The sequence below is a fragment of the Synechococcus sp. R55.4 genome, assembly GCF_047461935.1.
In the GTDB taxonomy this organism is placed as follows: domain Bacteria; phylum Cyanobacteriota; class Cyanobacteriia; order Thermostichales; family Thermostichaceae; genus Thermostichus.
The window spans coordinates 19,254-40,298 of the sequence record NZ_JANSIF010000026.1 but is presented as its reverse complement, the minus strand read 5'-3'; the positions used below and the strand labels follow the sequence as shown (position 1 = coordinate 40,298).

The 21,045-nt window shown below is 60.1% G+C and carries 20 protein-coding genes; 5 read left to right on the top strand and 15 right to left on the bottom strand.

Annotation, left to right across the window (positions count from 1 at the left end):
* Positions 1-124: 124 nt before the first annotated feature.
* Together NW842_RS07740 and NW842_RS07735 are read right to left on the bottom strand one after the other, a co-directional pair.
* A complete protein-coding gene (locus tag NW842_RS07740) occupies positions 125-2,458 on the bottom strand; it encodes a transglycosylase domain-containing protein (protein WP_414373162.1) in 2,334 nt (777 codons plus the stop codon).
* 3 nt (positions 2,459-2,461) lie between these two features.
* Positions 2,462-4,378 (bottom strand): serine/threonine-protein kinase, encoded by a 1,917-nt coding sequence (locus NW842_RS07735; protein WP_414417799.1) that lies wholly within the window; start codon positions 4,376-4,378, stop codon positions 2,462-2,464.
* Positions 4,379-4,509: 131 nt separating this feature from the next.
* Here NW842_RS07735 and NW842_RS07730 point away from each other — a divergent pair, with 131 nt between their 5' ends.
* A complete protein-coding gene (locus NW842_RS07730; protein ID WP_414417798.1) occupies positions 4,510-5,427 on the top strand; it encodes a histone deacetylase in 918 nt (305 codons plus the stop codon).
* Between the two features lie 11 nt (positions 5,428-5,438).
* Here NW842_RS07730 and NW842_RS07725 read toward each other — a convergent pair whose 3' ends face one another.
* The 12 genes from NW842_RS07725 to NW842_RS07670 all read right to left on the bottom strand — a co-directional run bounded on the left by NW842_RS07725 (position 5,439) and on the right by NW842_RS07670 (position 15,509).
* On the bottom strand, positions 5,439-6,158 hold the full coding sequence (locus NW842_RS07725) for a PP2C family protein-serine/threonine phosphatase (RefSeq protein ID WP_414417797.1): 720 nt from the start codon (positions 6,156-6,158) through the stop codon (positions 5,439-5,441).
* A complete protein-coding gene (locus NW842_RS07720) occupies positions 6,158-7,861 on the bottom strand; it encodes an ABC1 kinase family protein (protein WP_414417796.1) in 1,704 nt (567 codons plus the stop codon). The genes NW842_RS07725 and NW842_RS07720 overlap by 1 nt, the downstream gene beginning before the upstream one ends.
* 29 nt (positions 7,862-7,890) lie before the next feature.
* Positions 7,891-8,202 (bottom strand): DUF6825 family protein, encoded by a 312-nt coding sequence (locus NW842_RS07715; RefSeq protein ID WP_011432579.1) that lies wholly within the window; start codon positions 8,200-8,202, stop codon positions 7,891-7,893.
* A gap of 125 nt (positions 8,203-8,327) precedes the next feature.
* Positions 8,328-9,053 (bottom strand): phycobilisome rod-core linker polypeptide, encoded by a 726-nt coding sequence (locus NW842_RS07710; RefSeq protein WP_414343146.1) that lies wholly within the window; start codon positions 9,051-9,053, stop codon positions 8,328-8,330.
* A gap of 57 nt (positions 9,054-9,110) precedes the next feature.
* Complete coding sequence (locus NW842_RS07705) at positions 9,111-9,752, bottom strand: HEAT repeat domain-containing protein (RefSeq protein WP_414373168.1); 642 nt, start codon at positions 9,750-9,752, stop codon at positions 9,111-9,113.
* A 75-nt stretch (positions 9,753-9,827) separates the two neighbouring features.
* Positions 9,828-10,598, bottom strand: coding sequence for a HEAT repeat domain-containing protein (locus NW842_RS07700; protein ID WP_414356375.1), 771 nt, complete (start codon positions 10,596-10,598; stop codon positions 9,828-9,830).
* A gap of 73 nt (positions 10,599-10,671) precedes the next feature.
* A complete protein-coding gene (locus tag NW842_RS07695; RefSeq protein WP_414349914.1) occupies positions 10,672-10,941 on the bottom strand; it encodes a phycobilisome linker polypeptide in 270 nt (89 codons plus the stop codon).
* A 320-nt stretch (positions 10,942-11,261) separates the two neighbouring features.
* Positions 11,262-11,750: a phycocyanin subunit alpha gene (locus NW842_RS07690; RefSeq protein ID WP_011432574.1), complete on the bottom strand. Its 489-nt coding sequence runs from the start codon at positions 11,748-11,750 to the stop codon at positions 11,262-11,264.
* 140 nt (positions 11,751-11,890) lie between these two features.
* Complete coding sequence (locus tag NW842_RS07685) at positions 11,891-12,412, bottom strand: phycocyanin subunit beta (RefSeq protein WP_414343171.1); 522 nt, start codon at positions 12,410-12,412, stop codon at positions 11,891-11,893.
* A gap of 468 nt (positions 12,413-12,880) precedes the next feature.
* Positions 12,881-13,696 (bottom strand): tryptophan synthase subunit alpha, encoded by an 816-nt coding sequence (trpA, locus tag NW842_RS07680; RefSeq protein ID WP_414356377.1) that lies wholly within the window; start codon positions 13,694-13,696, stop codon positions 12,881-12,883.
* A 69-nt stretch (positions 13,697-13,765) separates the two neighbouring features.
* Positions 13,766-15,181, bottom strand: a complete 1,416-nt coding sequence (locus tag NW842_RS07675; RefSeq protein WP_414373169.1) for an ABC transporter substrate-binding protein — start codon at positions 15,179-15,181, stop codon at positions 13,766-13,768.
* A gap of 112 nt (positions 15,182-15,293) precedes the next feature.
* On the bottom strand, positions 15,294-15,509 hold the full coding sequence (locus tag NW842_RS07670; protein WP_414356379.1) for a DUF6479 family protein: 216 nt from the start codon (positions 15,507-15,509) through the stop codon (positions 15,294-15,296).
* A 28-nt stretch (positions 15,510-15,537) separates the two neighbouring features.
* Here NW842_RS07670 and NW842_RS07665 point away from each other — a divergent pair, with 28 nt between their 5' ends.
* Positions 15,538-16,386 (top strand): class I SAM-dependent methyltransferase, encoded by an 849-nt coding sequence (locus NW842_RS07665; RefSeq protein WP_011432568.1) that lies wholly within the window; start codon positions 15,538-15,540, stop codon positions 16,384-16,386.
* A gap of 8 nt (positions 16,387-16,394) precedes the next feature.
* On the opposite strand, the gene NW842_RS07660 is transcribed toward NW842_RS07665, so the two are convergent.
* The gene (locus NW842_RS07660; RefSeq protein ID WP_011432567.1) at positions 16,395-17,183 is read right to left on the bottom strand and encodes an amino acid ABC transporter ATP-binding protein; all 789 of its coding nucleotides are present in this window, start codon (positions 17,181-17,183) and stop codon (positions 16,395-16,397) included.
* Positions 17,184-17,446: 263 nt separating this feature from the next.
* Between NW842_RS07660 and NW842_RS07655 the strand changes: the two genes are divergently transcribed.
* The 3 genes from NW842_RS07655 to NW842_RS07645 all read left to right on the top strand — a co-directional run bounded on the left by NW842_RS07655 (position 17,447) and on the right by NW842_RS07645 (position 20,964).
* Positions 17,447-18,484, top strand: a complete 1,038-nt coding sequence (locus NW842_RS07655) for an amino acid ABC transporter substrate-binding protein (protein ID WP_414343128.1) — start codon at positions 17,447-17,449, stop codon at positions 18,482-18,484.
* Between the two features lie 98 nt (positions 18,485-18,582).
* A complete protein-coding gene (locus tag NW842_RS07650) occupies positions 18,583-19,755 on the top strand; it encodes an amino acid ABC transporter permease (protein WP_414381109.1) in 1,173 nt (390 codons plus the stop codon).
* A gap of 3 nt (positions 19,756-19,758) precedes the next feature.
* Positions 19,759-20,964 carry an amino acid ABC transporter permease gene (locus tag NW842_RS07645; RefSeq protein ID WP_414381107.1) on the top strand — a complete coding sequence of 402 codons (1,206 nt, stop codon included), beginning with the start codon at positions 19,759-19,761 and terminating at the stop codon, positions 20,962-20,964.
* Positions 20,965-21,045: the final 81 nt, after the last annotated feature.

Here is a 21,045-nt window from a genome sequence, read left to right as displayed (position 1 = left end):
CTGTAAAAAAGCCAATATCTTCTGCCATTTGTTTTCATCTAAAAAAACCAACTTCATCCTCTTTCCTCTATAAATTATTCTCTCTATCCTAACATAAGATCAACACGACCTAGCCATTTTCGAACTATTGAATGACTTGTCTCATGTAATTTCCCCAAGTTTGAGCGGCTATGCTGCTGCTTCCTCGTGTTGGGCTAGAGTCATCATTGCCCAGCCAAATGCCGGTCACCAGGGGAGGGTTGGGCGTGTAGCCGATAAAGAGCAGATCCTTGTTGGCGGTGGTGGTGCCGGTTTTACCGGCTTCTCCAATGCCGAGCCGGGCAGTAGTACCGGTGCCGGAGCTGATCACCCCTTGCAGTACGGTTGTCATCTGTTGGGCGACGGTTTCTGGTAAGACAAGTCGCTGAGAACGGGGATCCTCCCGACCAGGGTAAATCTCACGGCAGGTGCGAAAGTCGTTGGGGTTGGCGCAATCGCTGCTATCCAAGATGCGGCGGATGGTGTGGGGCCTTGACCAAAGGCCACGATTGGCAAAAGGAGTGAAGGCTGCTGTCAACTCCAGCAAGTTCACCTCCATTGTGCCAATCACCATAGAAGGATAGGGTTGCAACGGCGATTGGATGCCCATTTGCCGGGCCGTCGCCACCACTTGCTCTAGACCTACTTGTTGGGCCAACCGCAGGGCAATCACGTTTTCGGAGAGGATCAGGCCGCGGGCCAAATCCATAGGGGCCGATCCCGAGCGACAGCCCCGAAAGGTGAGGTTGCCCCAGGTGAGGGGCTCGCAAGACAACACTTGGGAGAGAGGGATCCCCTGGGTGAGGGCAGCCGCATACGTGAACACTTTGAAGGTGGAGCCCGGCTGCCTTTGAGCTTGGGTAGCCCGGTTGAAGGGGCTGGCGTTGTAGTCGATCCCGCCCACCAAAGCCAGCACTTCACCGTTGCGGCTGTCGAGACTGACCAAAGCGCCTTGGCTGAAGCCCAAGCGGGATCCGGACTCGCGCACCGTTTGGGCCAGGACTTGCTCTGCCAAACGCTGGTAGGGCAAATGCACCGTGGTTTCGATGATGAAGTTGCCCTCTGCCGAGAGGTCTTGGCCCAAGAGCTGCCGCAGCTCCTGGAAGACGGCACTGTAAAAGTAGGGAGCAACTGTCGAGGTTTGGGAGCGCAAATTGGGGTTGAGGGTGAGGCGACTGCGCCGGGCCCGCCGAATCTCCTCTTCGGGGAAGACTTTCAGCTCGCTCAGGCGATCCAACACCCGATCCCGGCCCCGAACGGCGGCATCATAGTTGGCGACAGGGTTAAAGGCATTGGGCGCGGGCAAAATGGCCGCCAGAGTCGCAGCTTCGGAAAGGCTGAGCTGGCGGCTTGGGATCCCGAAATAGAACTGGGCGGCAGTCTCAAAGCCGTAGATGCCGTTGCCCAGGTAAACATTGTTGAGGTAGAGAGCGAGGATTTCGTCTTTGCTGTAGCGCTGTTCCAGCTTCAGGGCAGCGACGGCCTCCCGCAGCTTGCGCCCGAAGGTGTTGCCGGAGCCGGTGTAGTCCCGCAGCACGGTTCGGGCCAGTTGTTGGCTGATGGAGCTGCCCCCCTGCTGCACTTCCCCCGAGCGCAGGTTCACCCAAAAGGCGCGGGCAATGCCCAGCAGATCCACCCCAAAGTGGGAGTAAAAGCGGTGATCTTCGGCGGCGACCACCACCTTGGGCAAAATCGGCCCAAAAGCTTCTAGGTTGGGCAGCTCCCGGTAGGTGTCCCCCTGATGGCGGCGCAGCTCCGTCTGCTGATCCCCGGCCAGGACGATCAGGGGGTTGCGATCTGCGGAGAGGGGTGGCTCCACTGAGAACTTGCTCCACTCATGGCCGATCCAAATCCTCGCCCCCAGCCCCAAGACCACCATCAGGATGAGGCAGCCGCGCACCCCATACACCTGTGGTGGGGGTGGATCCAGCACTTGAATCCAGACGCTCTCCGGATCCCGAGGCGGGCCAAGGCTCAGTTGCTGGCCATGCCGCAAGATCACCCGGCGCACCCGCTCGACACCACCGAAGGGTTTGAGGCGGAAAACGCCGTTGGTCGAGTCTTGATCTTCTAGCTGGTAGCGACCGGCATTCCACCCCAGCCAGTAGAGAATAGGGGGCAACGGGATCCGCCAACCCAGACCGGGCAGGCGCCAATCCGGGCGGGGACGGATGTGGGCGTGGAGATGGCTCACCGCGGGGGCAGGGATGCGAATGGTGGCCACCGTCTGGCTGCGACCGAGAATGTCGGATCCCTTCAGGGCAACCACCTGGGGGGGCTCTCCTGGGCAGGTAATCCGCAGGCGCACCGGGCGCTTGGGGGGAGGAGGTTCGGGGGGTTTGAGGAGAGCTGTAGGCCCGACAGGGAAAGGCCTCGCCAGAGTTTTGAAGAGGCGAGCGACGGTGCCCAACAGCGGCTTTTTGTCTTCAGAAGCAGACATGGCTCAGTCCCCCCGCAATTCGCGCGCACGGCGCAGCAGCTCCTGCATGGTCTGGCCGGGACGAGGGCCGCCTGCTGCTGAATTGAGGTTACGGGCCTTGGGAGGCCGGGCAACGGGGGCAGCCGGGGGTAGGGTGGGAGAGGAGGGGGAAGGTGGTGGAGCACCGCTGGGCAGCGTGGGATCCCAGAGGGCCATGTAAAGATGGCCTTGGGCGTTGCGTTCGATCCTGCCGGCCCAGGGGCCAACGCGGAATTGCACTCGCCCGGAACGTCCCTCGCGCACAGCCTGCAGTTCTCGCTGCAGTTGAGCAGGCAAGGGGGCTTGCAGCATATCCTCCAAGAGTCCTTCCACTTGAGGGGTGGGTACGCCATCGGTGACGGTGGCTTCGGTTTGCCGCAGGGCCAGACTGGATGCGTCGTAGAGCAGGCCCAGGTTCACCCCGCCAAGGCGATACAGGTCATACACGGTGTTGGGCCAAGCACCATGCCCCTGCTGGTTGGGGGATCCCAGGCTGGCTCGTACCGTCTCGCGGGAAGTCTCCAAGGGAAAGGCGCGAAACACCGGCTCGCTCCTGTTGTAGGGTTCCAGCTCCGGCGCGGGATCCCGCCGTTTGCTCCGCTCTGAAGCCAAAACAAGGAACTCAGGGATCCCCTCCAGCGGCGGCTCCTCGCTCGAACCACTCTCCTCAGACAGGGGATGGGCATTCTCTGGGGCAATGGGATCTTCCACTGCCGGACGAGATCCTGACCCGGAAACACGGGGGGCCGAGGGGCGCTGCAGCAACTGTCCCCATTGCCAACTCACCAAAACCCAGCCCAGCAGCCCGCCCATCAGAAAGGGAATCAGGCGCACCCAAAGCAGGGATCCCCCGTTCTCGACCTCCGTGGCCGCCGTCAAGGGCCTGAGCCGCAGAGTACCGGCTGTAACCAAGGACGGCGCAGCGGCAGGGAGACCTCCAGAAAGTGGGCCAGAGGCAGCCTCTTCCGACGAGGCGACTGGGACCTGAGGGGCAATAGATCCCTGTGCTCTGGCTTGAATGTGCTCCAGCTCCGCCAACACATTGGCCACCGACTGCGGGCGGGCGGCAGGATCTTTGGCCAGGCAACCGAGGATCAAGTCAGACAAACCGGCGGGCAGCGGAAACTTCAGTCCCCAGTCTTCTAGAGGGATGGGCCGGTGCTTGTGGTGGGCCTGGTACCAGCCCGGGAAAGATTCGGTGGTGGGCTTGAGGGGCATCTGGCCAGACACCATCTGGTACAGCATGATCCCGAAGCTGTAGATATCGGAACGGGCGTCCAGCGGCAACCCTTCCAGCTGTTCCGGGGAAGAATAGGCCAGCGTTCCCAGGTAGGCATGGGTAAAGCTCAAAGATTCATGGCTGTTGAGCAGCTTGGCAATGCCGAAATCCACCAGCTTCGCCAGTTCCCCAAAACTGCTATCAGGCACTACAATCACGTTGGCCGGCTTCAAATCGCGGTGGATCACCTGCACCCGTTGCCCTTCCATGAGGATCCCCTCGTGGGCTGCTTTCAACCCCAAGCCAATTTGACGGGCCAGCCGGAAGAAGCGCTCCAAAGGCAAAGCCCCTGCGGCCAGAATATCCTTGAGGGTTTGGCCGTTCAGGTATTCCATCACATAGAAAGGCACCTCATCGGGGGTAAGGCCATAGTCATTGACTTTGACAATGTGCAGGCTTTTTTGGCCCAAAGCCGCGCAGGCTTTCGCTTCCCGTTCAAAGCGCAGGCGGGTGCGCCGATCCATTGCCGGCTGGGAGAGCAGCTTGACGGCCACTTCCACCCCACCAAAGAGCAAATCTTGAGCCAAATAGACTCGCCCCATGCCTCCCTGTCCCAGCAGATGTACGAGTCGATAACGCTGAGCCAAGAGGCGACCCAAAAAGGGATCCGACGCAGTAAACATAGGGAATCGCGGCGGTACAGAGAACAGGTTTGCAAGAGTCTCGAAGGGATCCGGCAGGAGCGGGCTACCTCTACCATAAGCACTGGAGCCGTTATAGGCCATGCTCGCCGCCGTCAATCCAGTTGCCCTTGATGTCTTTGCCAATTGTTTACCACCCCGACTACAGTGCCCCCCTGCCGCCGGACCACCGCTTTCCCATGCCAAAATTTCGCCTCTTGCAAGAGCTGCTGCTGCAGGAAGGGGTGATCCGCCCCCAACAAGTGCACCACCCCGAGCTGCCCTCCCTCGCCTGGATTGAGTCGGTACATACCCCTGAGTACGTCAGAGCCTACTGTGAGGGATCCCTGGAAGCCAAATTGCAGCGGCGTATCGGCCTGCCCTGGAGCCCAGAGCTGGTACAGCGCACCTGTCGAGCGGTGGGCGGCACCATCCTGACTGCCCAATTGGCCCTGCGCCATGGCTTGGCCTGCAACACCGCCGGCGGCACCCACCATGCCTTCCCCGCCTACGGCTCCGGCTTTTGTATCTTCAACGACCTGGCCATTGCCGCCCAAGTCCTGCTGCAGCAAGGGCTGGTGCAAAGGCTCTTGATCGTGGATCTGGATGTCCATCAAGGAGATGGCACTGCTTGGATCTTTCGCTCCGAGCCGCGGGTGTTCACCTTTTCCATGCACTGCGAGGCCAACTTCCCCGCCACCAAACAACAGAGCGACCTGGACGTGCCCCTGCCAGTAGGCATGGAAGATGAAGCCTATCTCCAGACTTTGGCCGACCACTTGCCCGATCTGTTGGCTCAGGTGCGCCCTGACCTGGTGCTCTACGATGCCGGTGTGGATCCCCACGAGGAAGATCTCCTGGGCAAGCTGGCCCTTAGCGACCAGGGCCTGTTTCGGCGGGACATGCAAGTGCTGAACACTTGTCTAAAGCAGGGCTATCCTGTCGCCTGCGTCGTCGGCGGCGGCTACGGCAAAGACCTCAACCGCCTCGTGTATCGCCACTCCCTGCTGCACCGAGCGGCCAGCGAAGTGTACCGCCAATACCGTCTTTAGCCGGGCGCAAACTAGGCGTATTCGGCAATCACTACTGTGATGTTGTCTCGCCCGCCCCGCTCTTTGGCCGCCTCGATGAGCTTTAGGGGAAGTTGCTCCAAATCTTCCACCTGCAGGCAGTACTCGATGATCACTTCGTCGTCTAACTCCTCCGTCAGGCCGTCGCTACACAACAACAGGCGATCCCCTGGGTAAACTGTAATCGGCTGCACAGAAGGTGGACCCGCATCGGGTCGGCCCAGGCAGCGCTCGAGAATATGTCGCCAAGGGTGAATCCGGGCCTGCTCATAGGTCAGCTCCCCCAGTCGAATGGAGCGAGCCACTAAGGTGTGATCCTCGGTCATTTGCTGCATTTCGGATCCCCGTAGGCGATAGAGGCGAGAATCACCGATGTGAGCGCTCCAGCAGTTGTCATTGGGATCCACCATGGCCACCACCACCGTAGTGCCCATGTCTGCCCGCTCTGGATTTTCCCGCTGATCCTTGAGGATGGCACTGTTGGCTGCTTCTACGGCTTCGCTGAGCAACCGGGGCGCCGGCACGTTTTTCCAGCCTCGATCCAGATATTCCCGGATGGTCTCGACGGCCAACAGGCTGGCTGTAGCCCCAGCAGCATGTCCTCCCATACCATCGGCAACAATAAAGTAGCGTCCCTCCGGATCGCAGTAGTAGGCATCCTGATTGCTGCTGCGGAGCTTGCCGGGATCCGTAGCGCAGGCATATCGTCGCATCACATCAATCGCTCTGACCGATTCAACCTTAAGAGTACTCTGAGTAAAGCAAGAGCAGCGAGGGCAGCCAAAACCAAAGCGATAACCGTTAAGGTAGCATGTCCGGCCAAAAAGAGCTGAGTTGCGCTCAAAAAAAAGGCCGCAAACAACACCCCGTAAATGACTCCCAGCCCGGTGTTGTTCAGCTTGCGCAGCAAGCGCTCCGTCTCGCTGGATCGCACCCGCAGGCGCAGCTCCCCTTGTTCCAACTTGCTCAAGGTCAATTCGATCCGGCGGGGCAAACTGAGACTGCTGCTGGTGAACTCAGCCGCTTGACGGCCAACCTGGGCCAAGAGGGTCTCGGTCTCGCTTCCGTTCAAACTCATCAGCTCCTCCGCAAAGGGTTTGGCCACTTCCATAAAGTCGAACTCCGGATCCAGCCCCTTCCCCAGCCCCTCCAACGTGGTCAGGGCCCGCATCACAAAGGTGAAGGTAGCCGGAAAGCGAAACGGCTGATCGTAGGCCAGCTCGTAAAGGTCTTCGCTAATGGCCGCCACCGAGATTTCTCCCGAGTTGCTGGAAAAGGGTTTGTCCATAAAGTGATCCAGCATGTACTGCACCGAGCGGCGCACCGGAGCCAGATCGGCGGTGGGCACCAGCACCCCCAGTTCCACCAGCGAGGCCACCACCTGATCGGCATTTTTGGAGACCACACCTGCCAGCGTGCCCATCAGCTTTTCTTTCACATCGGAGCGCAGGCGGCCCATCATGCCGAAGTCGTAGAAGATCAGCGTGCCATCGGGCTTCACGGCAATGTTGCCGGGGTGGGGATCGGCGTGAAAAAAGCCATCCTTGAGCAGTTGCCGCAGATAAGCCTCTGCCCCCAGACGAGCCAAAACCTTGCGATCCAGCCCCGCCGCGCTCAGGGCTTCGTAATCGCTGATTTTGATCCCCGGCAGGTATTCCAATGTCAACAGGCGAGGAGAGGTGTAACGCCAATACACTTTGGGAACAGCAATTTGCGGCATATCCCGAAAGTTGCGACGGAAGGTATCGGCATTGCGGCCCTCATTGAGGTAATCCACCTCTTCCCAGAGGGTGCGCCGACACTCTTCGTAGATGCCGATCCAGTCGCGGCCCGGCCCGCCCCAAGAGGTGCGATACTGAAAGAACTCGGCAATCCCACGGCAGATCTCCAAATCGATGGTGAACAAGCGGGTCAGCCCCGGACGCTGCACCTTCACCACCACCTCTTCCCCGGTTTTCAGCTTGGCGCGATGCACCTGCCCCAAGCTGGCAGCGGCCAAAGGGGTGGGATCAAAGTAGCTGTAGATTTGGGTGATCGGCCTGCCCAGCTCCTGCTGCACAATTGCCGCCACCTGTTCGTAGCTGAAAGCAGGCACCCGATCCTGCAGCTTGGAGAGCTCCTCGACATATTCCGAGGGGAAGAGATCGGCGCGGGTGGAGAAAAACTGCCCCACTTTAATAAAAGTAGGGCCTAAGTTAAGCAGCGTTTCGCGGATCCAAATGGCTCTGGCCCGGCGGCGCTGGGCCTTTCGCTCGGGCGTGGGTTGTCCCCCATAGCTCCAAGCCTGCTGATCCAGCCAAAGGTAAAACAGCCAGGTGAGCACAAATCGCCAAATGTCCAGCATGCGGCCCTGGCGAGTATAGTTCTCCCGGGCCCAGCGGTAGGCGGTATAGGGCTTGACGGGTTGTGATCCCAAAGAAGTCCGGGATCCCAAAAGGCTCGCGTTCAAGCGTTTCGACTCCGGTACTTCTGCAACTCGGAGCGCAGCTGCGCCACTTCCGCCCGCAAGTCGTCCAGAGTTGCCTGCAGATCTTCTGTCTGGAAAGGAGGCGGCACCCTTTCCTGGGCGGCCATGGATGCTTCTGCCTCAGCTCGGGTCATGACATCCTGGGCAAAGGTTTGCCAGCCCTCCTGCAGCTCAGCCCACACCTTGCCCACTTCCCCGGCAATATCGGTGAGGGCGCTTTCCAAACGCTCGCGCAGAACGTCTGCCACAGCCTTGCCGACAAAAAAAGCCTGCACAACCGGATTCTTCATGCGACCCAAGTGTTAAGAAGCATCACCAGGATTATAACGAATCTTGCCCCAGGCACAGCGGCAGGCCGACCCATCCGAACAGCCTCGGATCGATCGGCCCGGCGGATTGGGGAGTTCGTCCAGTCCTAGCGGCGGTTGGTGGTCATGTCAGGGATCTTCAGATCGAAGACGCTGATGTTTTGCCGTGCAGCCGGCTTGGGATTGAGCATGCGGGCCATGTTGAGGAAGTTTTCTGGATCCCCGGGTTTGGGAGGACGGGTGAGACGATAGGTGCGCACCACTTCCCGCGTCGAGCGCTTCACGCCGGAGACATCGCGCCAACGAGCTCCATAGCGGGGGGTTACCAGGTTGGCGGGCTTTTCCGACAGGCGACGGCGTTGGTAAGGCACCACATCGTCCCCAAAGGCGGCATTGTACTCTTCGCTATCCACCACAGCGTCGATGAAGCCATCTAGCCCCTTGGTGGCAACGATGATGGAGTACTTGATGCGCTCCTGTTGGCTGTAGGTGGGCCGACCCAAAAAGCGCTGGAAGGTGACCTCGATGAAGCGGTAGTTGTCGTTGGGAACCATGACCAGATCCCGGTACACCTCCGACTTGCCCAGGCCGCGCACAAACTCTTTGACCGAGATTGCCCCGTTGCGCAACTGGGATTCCAGAGCTTTTTGCCGATAGCTCTCCAGCATCAGATGCTCGCTGAAGATCTGGCGATAGGCGGCGCGAATGATGTTGTCAATTCCTGTCGGGTCGTCAGGACGGTAGACCGGCGGGGTTTCGTCGCTGGCTACAAAGTAGCGAGGCACCCGTTCATTTTGGGTGGTGGGGCGATCGGCAAGCAACGGAAGAGACATAGGTGGTGCTCCTGAAAAAACGAGAAAAACCGAGAAAGACACACTAGAGCAGGGAAGCTAAGGCTCAGCAGCCAATTCCTGCCAGCTCATCTGGGCGCGGAGAGGGATCAGAGGATCGGCATCTTCCAGGGCCATCTGGAGCGCAGCCTCGACTGAGGGGCGCAGAGATTGTTCACCCTGGCGAGCCAAGTCCGTCAGGGATCCAACGGCGGCGTAGCGGACTCCCCAATCGGCATCGGCAAGACATTGCCGCAACAGTTGCAAGGCTCGCTCTTGATCGAGCAAGGGCCGCTTGGCCGCCACTCGTCCTAGCCCACGGGTCGCCGCCCGTCGCACACTGGGGGCAAAGTCCGCTACAATGGCTTCCGCCAAAAAGGGGTAGGCATCCCCATGGCCAATACGGGCCAGAGCCCGCACCGAATAGGCCCGCGCCCCATAGTCAAAACCGTCAATATGGCTCAGCAAGGGCTGCACCGCGGCTTCCCCAAAGCGCAGCACCTCCTCCAGAGCAGCCTCCCCAACTGCAGGGCGATTAAACCCAAAGGCGCGAATTAAGATGGGGATCCCTTCCACTTGGCCCAGAGCCCCCAGCGCCCTCACCACCCGCAGCAAGTCCTCAGGCGACGTGGCCTGCTCCAACTCTGCCGCCAGTTGAGCCACAGCAGTGGGAAGCGCTTGAGCAGCCGAGGTGGAGGACATAAGCAACGAGTAGTCAAAGGTACAGTTGAAGCATCTGAAATGATCTAAATCAAAGGCACTGAGCGCCCCAAAATCCTAAAAGAGCCTCTCCAGTTGCGGAAGGATCGCTGCCGCCACCTGAGCCGGCGGTACCCGCCCCAACTGAAGCGCCACATCGAACAGCCGCTTCAGAGCATTGATGCGCAGGTTGAGCGCTACGTCGGCTGTTGCCAACAGCGGTGCCCCCGCCACCCATCCCGATTCGGCCAGGTCGAACAAAGCGGCCTGTCGCAAGCTGGAGTTGGAGTGGGCCAGGAGCGCCACTAGGATTTGGGTCAGCTCCTCGGCTTGCGTAAAGCGGTAGAGCACCCAAGCCGCTGCCGAACGCACCCGTTCGGAGGGATGGCTCAAAAAGGGTCGGATTGCTGCCTCAGCCTCGGTGGCCTGAAGCTGGCCCAGTGCCTCGATAAGGGCTTCCCAGGGCTGATCCTGTTCGCGAGACTGCAACAGTGCCAGCAAGGGATCCACTGCTCGCTTGTCCCCCAATTGAGCCAAGGCATAGGCAGCCTCTTCCCGCACGTGGAAGTCAGTACAGGTGAGGGCCTCGATCAAACCGGGCACGGCCCGCAAGTCCCCGATTTGCCCCAGGGCCTTGGCAGCATTGCGGCGCAGAGGATAGCCCCCCAAGGCGGTGCGATCCCGTTCATCCTGCAACGCCAAAAGCAGTGGCTCTACCCCACGTGGATCCCGAACTGTGCCCAAGTACCAGGCGGCATAGTAGCGATCTTGCAAGTCATCCCCTTGCAGCCGGGCTATCGCCTGCTCCCAGCTAAGCTGCTGTGGCAGCACCGCCGTGTTGGATGCCATACGAACCGTTGCAGAGCTGTTCATGACACCTGGGCAACCTTGCCGGTAACTTCAGTTAGCCGTCGAGCATCCCTTACTCAGCAGCACCGTTGTCCTGAGCAGGAGAGGCATTGGCTCCCGACAAGGCAGTGACCTGCACGATTTTGCCACCCATCCGCAGAATGCGCTGCATCTCGGCAGACAACCGACTGTAGGGGACGGTGGCGCTCAGGGTGCTGCGGCGAACTTTGGCAGAGGTGGCCAGAGCATCGGGAGGGTTGAGCAGGCCGGTGTACTCAACTCGGTAAACCCGGCTGCCGGCTTCTGTCAGAGCTTCAGGGCTGGTGGTGCTTTGACCGAACATCGCTTTCCCCAATTATTATCAGATTTCGTTTAGAGGACTGTCAGGGGCAACCAAGCGCCGGACAAGCTGTACCGGCTACTTTTGCGGGCCAGCCGCGTTGCCACCAGGCAATGTCTAGAACCCAGAGGTTAACTCCCCCAGACTAGAGAGCAGGCGACTAACCCAACTGGCTCAAAGGGAGCCGAGGCGCTAAGCCAACCTAGAAACAGGTGGAATAGACCTCTCTGGAGCCGCCGCCTGCTCTGGAGAGATACACACTTGGAAGACGAAGAAAGAGATCGTCCCCTCCCAACAAGCGGGGATCTTTGCCCTGGGATCCCTTAGCTGAGGGCGTTGATGGCGTAATCGAAGTAGATGGCAGCTTCGTTGGCCGCTTGGCCGCTCAGCATGCCCAGAGCGCGGCTCTTCATGTACTGCAGAGCCACGATGTACCAGCTCGGAGAGAGGTTAAAGGAGCGGTTCACTTCCCGCAGCCCGGCTACCAAGTATTCATCGAGGGGGCCGGTGCCACCCGCAACCAGGGAATAGGTGATGAAGCGGAGGTAGTAGCCGATGTCGCGGGCACACTTGGCCTGAAACACATCGCCGTGGCCCATTTCACCCGGCTGGGTCAAGTAAGGGAACCTCTTGAACACTTCCTGCACCGCTTCCCGCACCAGGGTTTGCTGATTGTTGGTTAGGACACGGGCCGCTTCCAGAGAAGCAGCAGCACGCTGGTAACGACCATTCACGGCCTGCAGCTCGCTGGCATTCAGAAAACGCCCTTGATTGTCAGCGGCAGCAATCGCTTCAGTGATGACGGTTTTCACCTTGCAACTCCTAAATTCATCAATTGTGTTGTTAACGAACATTCTGTAGGAAAGGCGGACTGGATCTCCACCTGCCTATCAGAAATGAAGGGATCTAACCGATCTAAAAAGGGACGACTAAGCCAGCTTCGACCCAAAGCTCAAACGATGGCGGCAGCAGCCTTATCGAAGTAGCTGGCCACTTCGCTTTGCAGCGCCGAGCAGTCCCCAGGAGTGATGCCCTTCGGATCCATGATCTTGGCCAGCGCTTCCTTCTTCATAGCAGCAATGGCATTGGCCACAGAAGTGGTGGGCACCCCCAGAGCAATGTAGGTTTCCCGCAGGCCGTTCAGGCAGCGATCTTCCAGCACAGAGCTATCCCCGGCCAAAGTGGCATAGGTGATGTAGCGCAGGATGATCTCCATGTCCCGTAGGCAGGCGGCCATGCGACGGTTGGTGTAGGCATTGCCACCGGGAGCGATCAGATCCGGCTCTTGAGCAAACAAAGACCGAGCTGCGTTGGTTACGATTTGGGCGGCGTTGCTGGTCATGCGGTTGACGGCATCCAGGCGCTTGTTGCCCTCTGCCACCAAAGCCGCCAGACGGTCAAAGTCTTGGTCACTTAAAAAGGCACCGCGTGCATCTGCCTGAGCGATCACCCGGGTAAAGGCGTCTTGCATGATGGATCTCCTTCTGGTCTTTCCAAAAAGCGATGAGCGACTGGCTGAACCTCCCAAAAGCCAAATCCCAAGCTTTTTTGCGGGATCCTCTTTGACCTCCAAAAACTGGGGATTCCGTGGCAGCAGGCTGCTCAAAACTACCCCCACCGAACCCCCCAATTTTTAGATAGGTCAAGAACCTCTGCGACTTTCAGACAGCCGAGCATCCAGCCTAATTTTATATCGCGGGAGGGATGAGTGTTTTGTGAAGATTTACAAACCCATCGATACCAAAATGTCTGCTTAGCCTGGGATCCCCCGACTGTGGGGCGCAGCAGGGGGGAAATGGGTCTACAGGCTGGCTTACGGAATGTAAACATTTGTTTTGAGATGGAAGCAACCTGAGTTGGCGCCCTCCTGAACAGAACTGACGTTCTCCCCACGGCTAAAGCCGGGGGATTTTTCCGCCGCTCCACGCTCCTCGCGCTTCGGTCAGCGCTCTGGAGGGGTCACCTCTTGCAGGGCCGCTTTGAGGGCTCGACAAAAGTGAGCTATTTGTTGCAGTCCTTCTTCAGGCGTGGGGGCTTTGGCCAGCCGTTGCACAAATGCGCTGCCCACAATCGCCGCATCTGCTCCCCAGAGAGCGATCTGGCGGGCCTGGTCGGGAGTGGAGATGCCGAAGCCCACCCCAATCGGCAGGGGGGTTTGTTGGCGCAGTTGCTGCAGCAAAGCCGGGATCCGCTTTTCCAGGGTGGCCCGTTCGCCGGTAACGCCGGTGGTGCTGACCAAGTAGACAAAGCCACTGGACTGCTGGGCAATGCGGCGCATGCGCTCCGGGGGGCTGGTGGGGGCCACCAGCAGGATGAGGTCGATCTCTTCGGCCTGGGCTGCTTGTCGCAGGGATCCCGCCTCTTCCAGAGGCAAATCGGGGACGACCAAACCGGCACAGCCGGCCTGCCGCAGTTGATGCAGAAAGTTGGGGATGCCGAGCTGGTGGATGGGGTTGTAGTAGGTGAACAGGATCAGGGGGGCCTGCAGAGAGAGGCGGCGCAAGCCTTGTAGAATGGCGCCCAAAGTGACTCCCCGGCTGAGGGCGCGGGTGGCTGCTGCTTGGATCACCGGCCCATCCGCCAAGGGATCCGAGTAGGGTACCCCCAGCTCGATGAGATCGGCGCCACTCTGATCCAGAACCTGCAAAGCCTCAAAGGTGGTTTCCAAGTTGGGATCCCCAGCGGTGAGGTAGGGGATGAGGGCTTTTTCACCACGGCTGCGCAGCGCCTGAAAGCAGGCTGTGATCCGAGTGGGCATGGGATCCATCCGATCTGGGGAGATCGAGAGAGTTGAGAGCATCCCCCACTGTAGCGTCTGCCGGGATCCCTAGGGGAGAGGCACAAAATCGTAGCCGGTACCGGAGCGGTTGCCGGGCTCAACCCGCACCAGCACGTTGGGAGCGTTGCGGTCGCCGGAGGGCAAGAAGCGCACTTCTCCGGAAGCGCCGTCCGGCAAGCGGAAGTTCGGGTCGCCCAGGGCGGCGAGAACAGCGCTGCGGCTGGGGGATCCCTGCTGGATGGCTCGCAAAAAAGCCCGGGTGGCGTCGTAGGCCAGAGCGGTGCGCCAGCTCACCTGCCCTCCCCAGAGCTGGGCTGCCTTCTGGGCAAACTCGCGGTTGCGCGGCACCTGGGGATGCCAGGGTACCGCCACCACCAAGCCCTCTACCGCTGCTCCCCCTTCTTGCAATGTGGTGAGGCTGAAGAGCACATCGCCGCCCAGAAGAGCAAGGGGCTTACCAGCTACAGCGTTCTCGCGGGCTACGGCCAGCGCTTTTTCGGCTACGGAAGCCGTGGGAGCTAAAAAAGCTACCTGGGCTCCTTGGCCGACGGCCCTTTGCAGGCTGGCCTGGGGGTTGAAGTCCGACGCCGATAAGTCGAACTCCGCCAGCACGATGCCCCCTTCGCTGGTCAGGGTGGAGGCAAAGGCGTCCCGCAGGCTGGTACTGTAAGCGCTGTTGGGGTTGTAGAAGATGGCCACCCTTTGCAGCCGCAACGTGCTGAGAGCATAACGGGCCAGTTGTGTGCCGGCCACTTGATCGGAGGGCACGGTGCGAAAAATGGCATCCCCCAGCATGCTGATGCGAGTGCTGGTGGAGGTGGAGGAGATCATCGCCAAGCCGGCAGGCTGATAAACCTCGGCTGCAGCCAGGGTGGCATCGCTGGTGTTATGGCCAATCACCCCCAAGATCTCAGGCTGCGCCACCAGGGCTTTGGCCACCGCTGCTGCTCGCTCAGGGTTATCGCCATCGTCGGCAATCACTACCCGCAGCAGCCGTCCTCCGATTCCCCCCTGTTGGAAAAGCTCCTCCTGAGCTTGCGCCACCCCGCGCAGGGTCTCTTTGGCGCGGTTGGGGTTGCTGGAGATGGGCACCACCACCGCCAGGCTCAAGGGACTGCCCTGCTGCTGGGCACGGGCATTGTTCAAGAAAATGCGAGCTTCCGGGTCGTTGCGGTTGCTTTGCAGCCCCATCTCCAACACCGGGATGGCCGCGCTGAGGTTACCTTGGCGCAACAGCTCTGCAGCGGCAACGGCAGCGGGACTGCTATCGGCAAACAAGGTGCGCTCGCCGCTGGTCAGGAGCAGATCTTGTGCTCCACCCCCCAACCCTGGCAGCGATACTAGCGGTAGAGAAATGCCTTCCGGCCAGCGAACATAGCCCGCCCGCCAAGCACGATGACCGCCCCAGAGGAGCAATAGACCCAGGACGATGTAGACAATGGGTGGCGGAGACTTGACAACCATGATTCAGGGAAGAAAACGCCGACCTTCGGCCAGCAAAGACACTGCTCGTGCCCTCAGGGATCCTCAAAAACCCGTCTTTTCAAGGATTTTCAGAGGCTTCTCGAAGAATAACTTAAGGGTGGGGACGGTAGGAAGGGCTGTTGCGGTATTGGCGCTCTAGCTGCTCCACAATGGAAACAGGAACAGATGGGGTTTCTGGGGGCTCTTCTGGTGGGGTGCCGGCCTGCGGTCTGGTCTCCGCGTTGAACTGCCGAGATGTTGCCCAAACCACTGCTGCAATCAGCAAAAGGACGATAGCGGCACCGTAAAGAAAGGCGACGATGGCCATCGGGTCAATGGTTTAGCTTTCCCCTTCCATGATAAAGGCTGTCGAGAATTACCCACTTCAGGATCCCTTGGAGCAAGCGCTGTGGGACTGGCACCGAGGAGAGGCCAAGGGATCCCTGCTCTTGCATGCCTACGGCCTGGAGGGGATCCCGTTGGCGGAAGAGCCCCAGGTGGTCTCCCCAGAGGTGTTCTTCACCCAGGAGCTGCCGGAGGTGGAGGCCATGGCTTTGGATCTATGCCGCGGTCGGGTGCTGGACATCGGCGCCGGCACGGGCCGCCACAGCCTGCTGCTGCAGGAGGAAGGATTGGCCGTGGCTGCCTTGGATCGCTCCCCGGTGGCGTTGCAGATCATGGCAGAGCGGGGGGTGCGCTGCCGCATTGCCGCCGATCTTTTCCACTGGGCGGGGCCAGGAGAGCCCTTCGATACCCTACTCCTGCTGATGAACGGCGTCGGCTTGGCGGGATCCCTGTCGGGCTTGGAGCGTTTTTTGCGCCTGGCTCGCCACTGGGTTCAGCCCACTGGCCAGTTGCTCCTGGATTCCACCGATTTGAGCGATGCCAGCGACCTCGCAGATCTGCGGAATCTGCCGGCAGAAGAGGGAGGGCGTTTAGAAAACTTGGAAGATCCCTCTGGCAAGCTGGCCGCTCCTGCCCACCTCGAAGCAGGTGGCTCAGAAGATTGGCAGGAAGGGAGCGAGGCAAAAGCCAAGGTAGTGAACTTTGTAGCCGAGTACAACGGCCAGCGGGGGGATCCCTTTCCCTGGCTATTTGTAGATCCGGAAACCCTGCTGCAGTGTGCCCACGCCAACGGCTGGCAGGGGCAGATTGTCTATCAAGAGCCGGAGGGGGCTTTTCTGGCACGCCTCACCCCCTTCTGAAGGACTCGCTAGTGGGAAAGGATCTGGGATAAAAACAGGCGGGAGCGCTCTTCTTTCGGATTGCTGAAAAACTCTTGGGGGGTGTTTTCCTCCACGATCTTGCCGCGGTCGAAGAAGATAATCCGATCCGCCACCTCGCGGGCAAAGCCCATCTCGTGGGTTACACACACCATGGTCATCCCCGAGCGGGCCAACTCCCGCATCACGTCCAGCACCTCCTTGATCATCTCTGGATCCAAGGCCGAGGTGGGCTCATCGAAGAGCATGACCGCCGGATTCATGGCCAAGGCGCGGGCAATTGCCACCCGCTGCTGCTGCCCCCCCGAAAGCTGCCCCGGGTATTTTTCCGCTTGCTCGGCGATCCCCACCCGGCTCAGCAGTTCCATGGCCCGCTCTATCGCCTCGCTTTTTTTCATCTTTTTCACGTGGATTGGGCCAAGGGTTACATTTTGCAAAACCGTGAGATGGGGAAACAGGTTGAACTGTTGAAAAACCATGCCCACTTCGCGGCGAATGGCATCGATGTTGCGCAGGTCGCTGGTTAGCTCAATGCCATCTACCACAATGCGCCCTCTCTGGTGTTCTTCTAAGCGGTTCAACGTGCGAATAAACGTTGACTTGCCCGAACCTGAAGGCCCACAGACCACCACCACCTCTCCGCGGCGGATGCGGGTGGTAATGCCCTTGAGGACGTGGAAATCGCCGTACCATTTGTGAACATCTTCGCATTGGATAATGTCAGCGCTGGCTGCACTTTGCGGAGAGAGTGAAGACCTTATGTGCGGGGATCCTTGCATGGGTGGGTGACTCCCTAAGTTTCACCAAAGCAGGCATGGGTACCATGGCAGAACTGGCCGAGCCACAACCGTAGCCTCTGCAACATTTCCATACGCCCTGACATGTAAGGCTTTGAGAAAATCGTAGGCGCCTATGGCAAACCATTCTATGGGGTGTGGGGTGTGGCAGGAGTGTAACCCAATGGCACGGTATCTCGGTTGAAGTGCCGTGTATGAACGACTGTTGACGACGAAGATCTTGAGGATTGACATGGGGTAATTTTATGAACTGGATAAAGCATTTGAACGGATTGGCTCCCTTGGCCGGGGCACTGGCGTTGTCTATGGGCCTGCAGTCCCTTCCCGCTTGGGCGCAGCTGGGGCCGCTCACCGACCGCATCAAGGCTCGGGGCGAGTTGATCTGTGGGGTAAACAACCAACTGCCCGGATTCGGCAACCTGGATGACCAAGGCAAGTATGTGGGTTTTGATATCGACATCTGCCGGGCAGTAGCTGCCGCTCTCTTTGGAGATCCGGACAAGGTTCGATACGTCTACCTGACGGCGGCCAATCGCCAGTCTGCGATTCAGTCGGGCGAGGTCGATATGATTAGCCGCAACACCACCTGGACCCTCACCCGGGATCGGGAGTGGGCGGTCACCTTCGGCCCCACCGTCTACTACGATGGCCAAGGATTTATGGTGAAGAAGTCGCTGGGGGTGGAGAAATTGGAAGATCTGAAGGGGGCCACCATCTGTGTGATTGCCGGCACCACCACCGAGCTGAACTTGGCGGATACCTTCCGCGCCCGTGGCATTCCTTTTACCCCGGTGACCTTCGACGGCGACGATTCCTCTTTCAACGCCTACGAAGAGGGCCGTTGCGATGCCATCACCAGCGACCAAAGCGCCCTCATCTCCCGCCGGGCCAGCTTGGCTTCTCCTGATGACCACGTGATCTTGCCGGAGATCATTTCCAAAGAGCCCTTGGGGCCGCTGGTTCCCCACGGAGATGAGAGTTTCTCCGACATTATGAACTGGACGGTCTACGCCCTCTTCTATGCAGAAGAAAAGGGGATCACCAGCGCCAATGTGGACGAGTTCCTCAAGTCGGAGGATCCGGACATTCGCCGCTTCTTGGGCCAGGAAGGCAACCTGGGAGAGCTGCTGGGCCTGAAGCCGGATTGGGTGGTCAATGTCATCAAGGCGGTGGGCAACTACGGCGAGATCTTCAACCGCCACCTGACCCCCTTGGGCGTGCCGCGGGGCTTGAACCAGCCCTACACCAAAGGCGGGATCCAGTACGCGCCGCCTTTCCGCTGATCGGCTGATTCGGAATCCGGGCCTAGGGATCCCGGTTGGTCAGTACCGGCCAGGGATCCCTTGTTTCCTGTCATACTTTGGATTGTTGCCTGCGCCCCATGACTGCACTGTCTGACCAGCCCCACCTTCGCCCCCCCTGGTGGCGGGATGAGCGTATCCTGAAGCTCTTGCTGCAGGTGGCCTTTGTCGTGGCCGTGCTGCTGGTGTTCGGGATCCTTGCTCAGAACCTCCTCGCCAGCCTGCGCCGCCTGGGCATCAGTTTGGGCTTTCGCTTTCTGGGCAACTCCGCCAACTTTGGGATCACCGAGGGGCTGATCCCCTACGACCCCTCCGAGAGCTACCTGAAGGCTCTGGCGGTGGGAGCGGTGAACACCCTCTGGCTGTCGGCAGTCAGCATTGTGTTGGCGACGGCGATGGGCTTTGTCCTGGGGATGGCTCGCCTCTCCAGCAACTGGCTGGCCCGCCAGCTGGCCACCGTTGTTACCGAGATCTTTCGCAATGTCCCGGTGCTGCTGATCGTGATCTTCTGGTACCAGGGGGTGATCCTCACCCTGCCGGGGGTGCGCAACAGTCTCTCCATCGGCGGGCTTGTCTTTATCAACCAGCGGGGAGTGAAGCTGCCCGGGTTGGATCCCAGCGGCTGGCTGGTTCCCGCGCTGGCCATTGTAATCGCGGCTGGGTGGGGGATCCGCAAGCTGCTCCTAGTCTGCCGACCCGAGCTGGGATCCCGGCAGCGGAACCTGTGGGTGGCTGCGGGGGTGGCGCTGCTGGCGGTGGCCTGCTGGGTGCTCTTCCCAGAGCCGCCGGTGCGGCTGGATGTCCCGGTACTGGAGCGCTTTAACTTCCGGGGTGGGATCCAGCTTTCGGCGGAGTTTACCGCCATGATGCTGGGCTTGGTGACCTACACCGGTTGCTACATTGCCGAAGTGGTGCGGGGATCCTTTTTGGCGGTGCCGCGGGGGCAGTGGGAGGCGGCCCGGGCCGTCGGCCTGTCGGAGCTGCAAACCTTTCGCTTGGTGATTGTGCCCCAGGCCCTGCGGATCATGATCCCCTCGTTGAACACTCAGTATCTCACCCTGATCAAAAACTCCAGCTTGGCCATTGCCGTTGGCTTCTCCGATCTGTTCAACATCAGCAGCACCATCATCAACCAGTCGGGACGCTCGGTGGAGATGTTCGCCATCCTCATGGCCACCTATCTGACCTTCAACCTGGTGGTTTCCTACGGCATGAACTGGCTCAATGCCCGCGTCAAATTGGTGGAGCGCTAACCCATGCCCAGCAGTCTCTCCTCTCCCCTTGTAGAAGAAAAGGTACTCCCCCCCAGGGAGAAACAAAGTCCTCTGGCTTGGGTGCGCCGCAACCTGTTCGACTCCTGGCTGAGCACCTTGCTCACCTTGGTCTCTGCCTTGGTGTTGGCCTGGGCAATTTCCCTGTTCTGGAACTGGGCGTTCACCCAAGCCCGCTGGGAGGTGATCCCGGCCAACCTGAAAATCTTTGCCAGCGGCACCTACCCCAGCAGCCAACTGTGGCGGGTGTGGGCGGTGTTGGGAATTGTGCTGGCCACCTTGGGGGTAGCGGGGGGGGCTTGGGGCGGTGTGCTGCTGCACTACCTCATTCTCTTGGGAGCTGCTATGGGCTTGGCCGCTTTCCTGCCTTTGGGAACCCAGTCGCAGGGGTGGCTGGCGGTTTGCTCTGGAGCGACTTTTGCCGCTATTGCCCTCAGTCGGGGACGGGAATCCTGGCGGCTGGCTTCCATCTGGGTTTGGGCCTTGATCTTGCCCCTCTGTCTGCAGCTGCTGCTGGGCGACCTGGGCCCCAATTGGCCGGCAGTGCGGGCTGAGCAACTGTCTGGACTGCTGCTGACCTTGATCTTGGCGGCAGCCGCCATGATCATCGGCTTTCCCATCGGGGTGTTGCTGGCATTGGGCCGGGCCAATCGGGCGTTGCCGGTGATCCGGATCTTCTGCACGCTGGTGATCGAGCTGGTGCGGGGGGTGCCTCTGACCACCATTCTGTTTGCCGCCTGGCTGTTGGTGCCCTTCTTTCTGGGGGGGATCAGCGTCAACCTGATCATCAGGGCGGAGGTGGCCTTCATCTTGTTTACAGCCGTGTACGTGGCCGAGGACGTGCGGGGCGGCCTGCAGTCGATCCCGCTGGGCCAGCTGGAGGCGGCACGGGCGCTGGGCTTGAACCCCTTTCAAGTGACCGCTTTGGTGATTTTGCCCCAGGCACTGCGGGCAGCCGTTCCGGCGCTGGTGAACGAGTTCCTCACCCTCTTCAAAGACACGTCACTGGTGTTCATTGTCGGCCTCATCGACCTGCTGCAGGCGGGGCGCGTGGTGTTCACCAACCCCAACTGGCTGGGCACCCAGCGGGAAGTGCTGTTTTTTATCGGCCTAATCTACTTCATCTGCTGTTTTGCCATGGCCTATGCCGCCCAGCAGGTGGAAAAGGCGCTGGGCTTGGGCAAGCGCTAAAAACTGCAACCGCTCCCCTTCCCAGTTTCATCTGCTCAGGCCCCGGGATCCCCTTAACAGGCCAGGGCTACATCCCCCTAT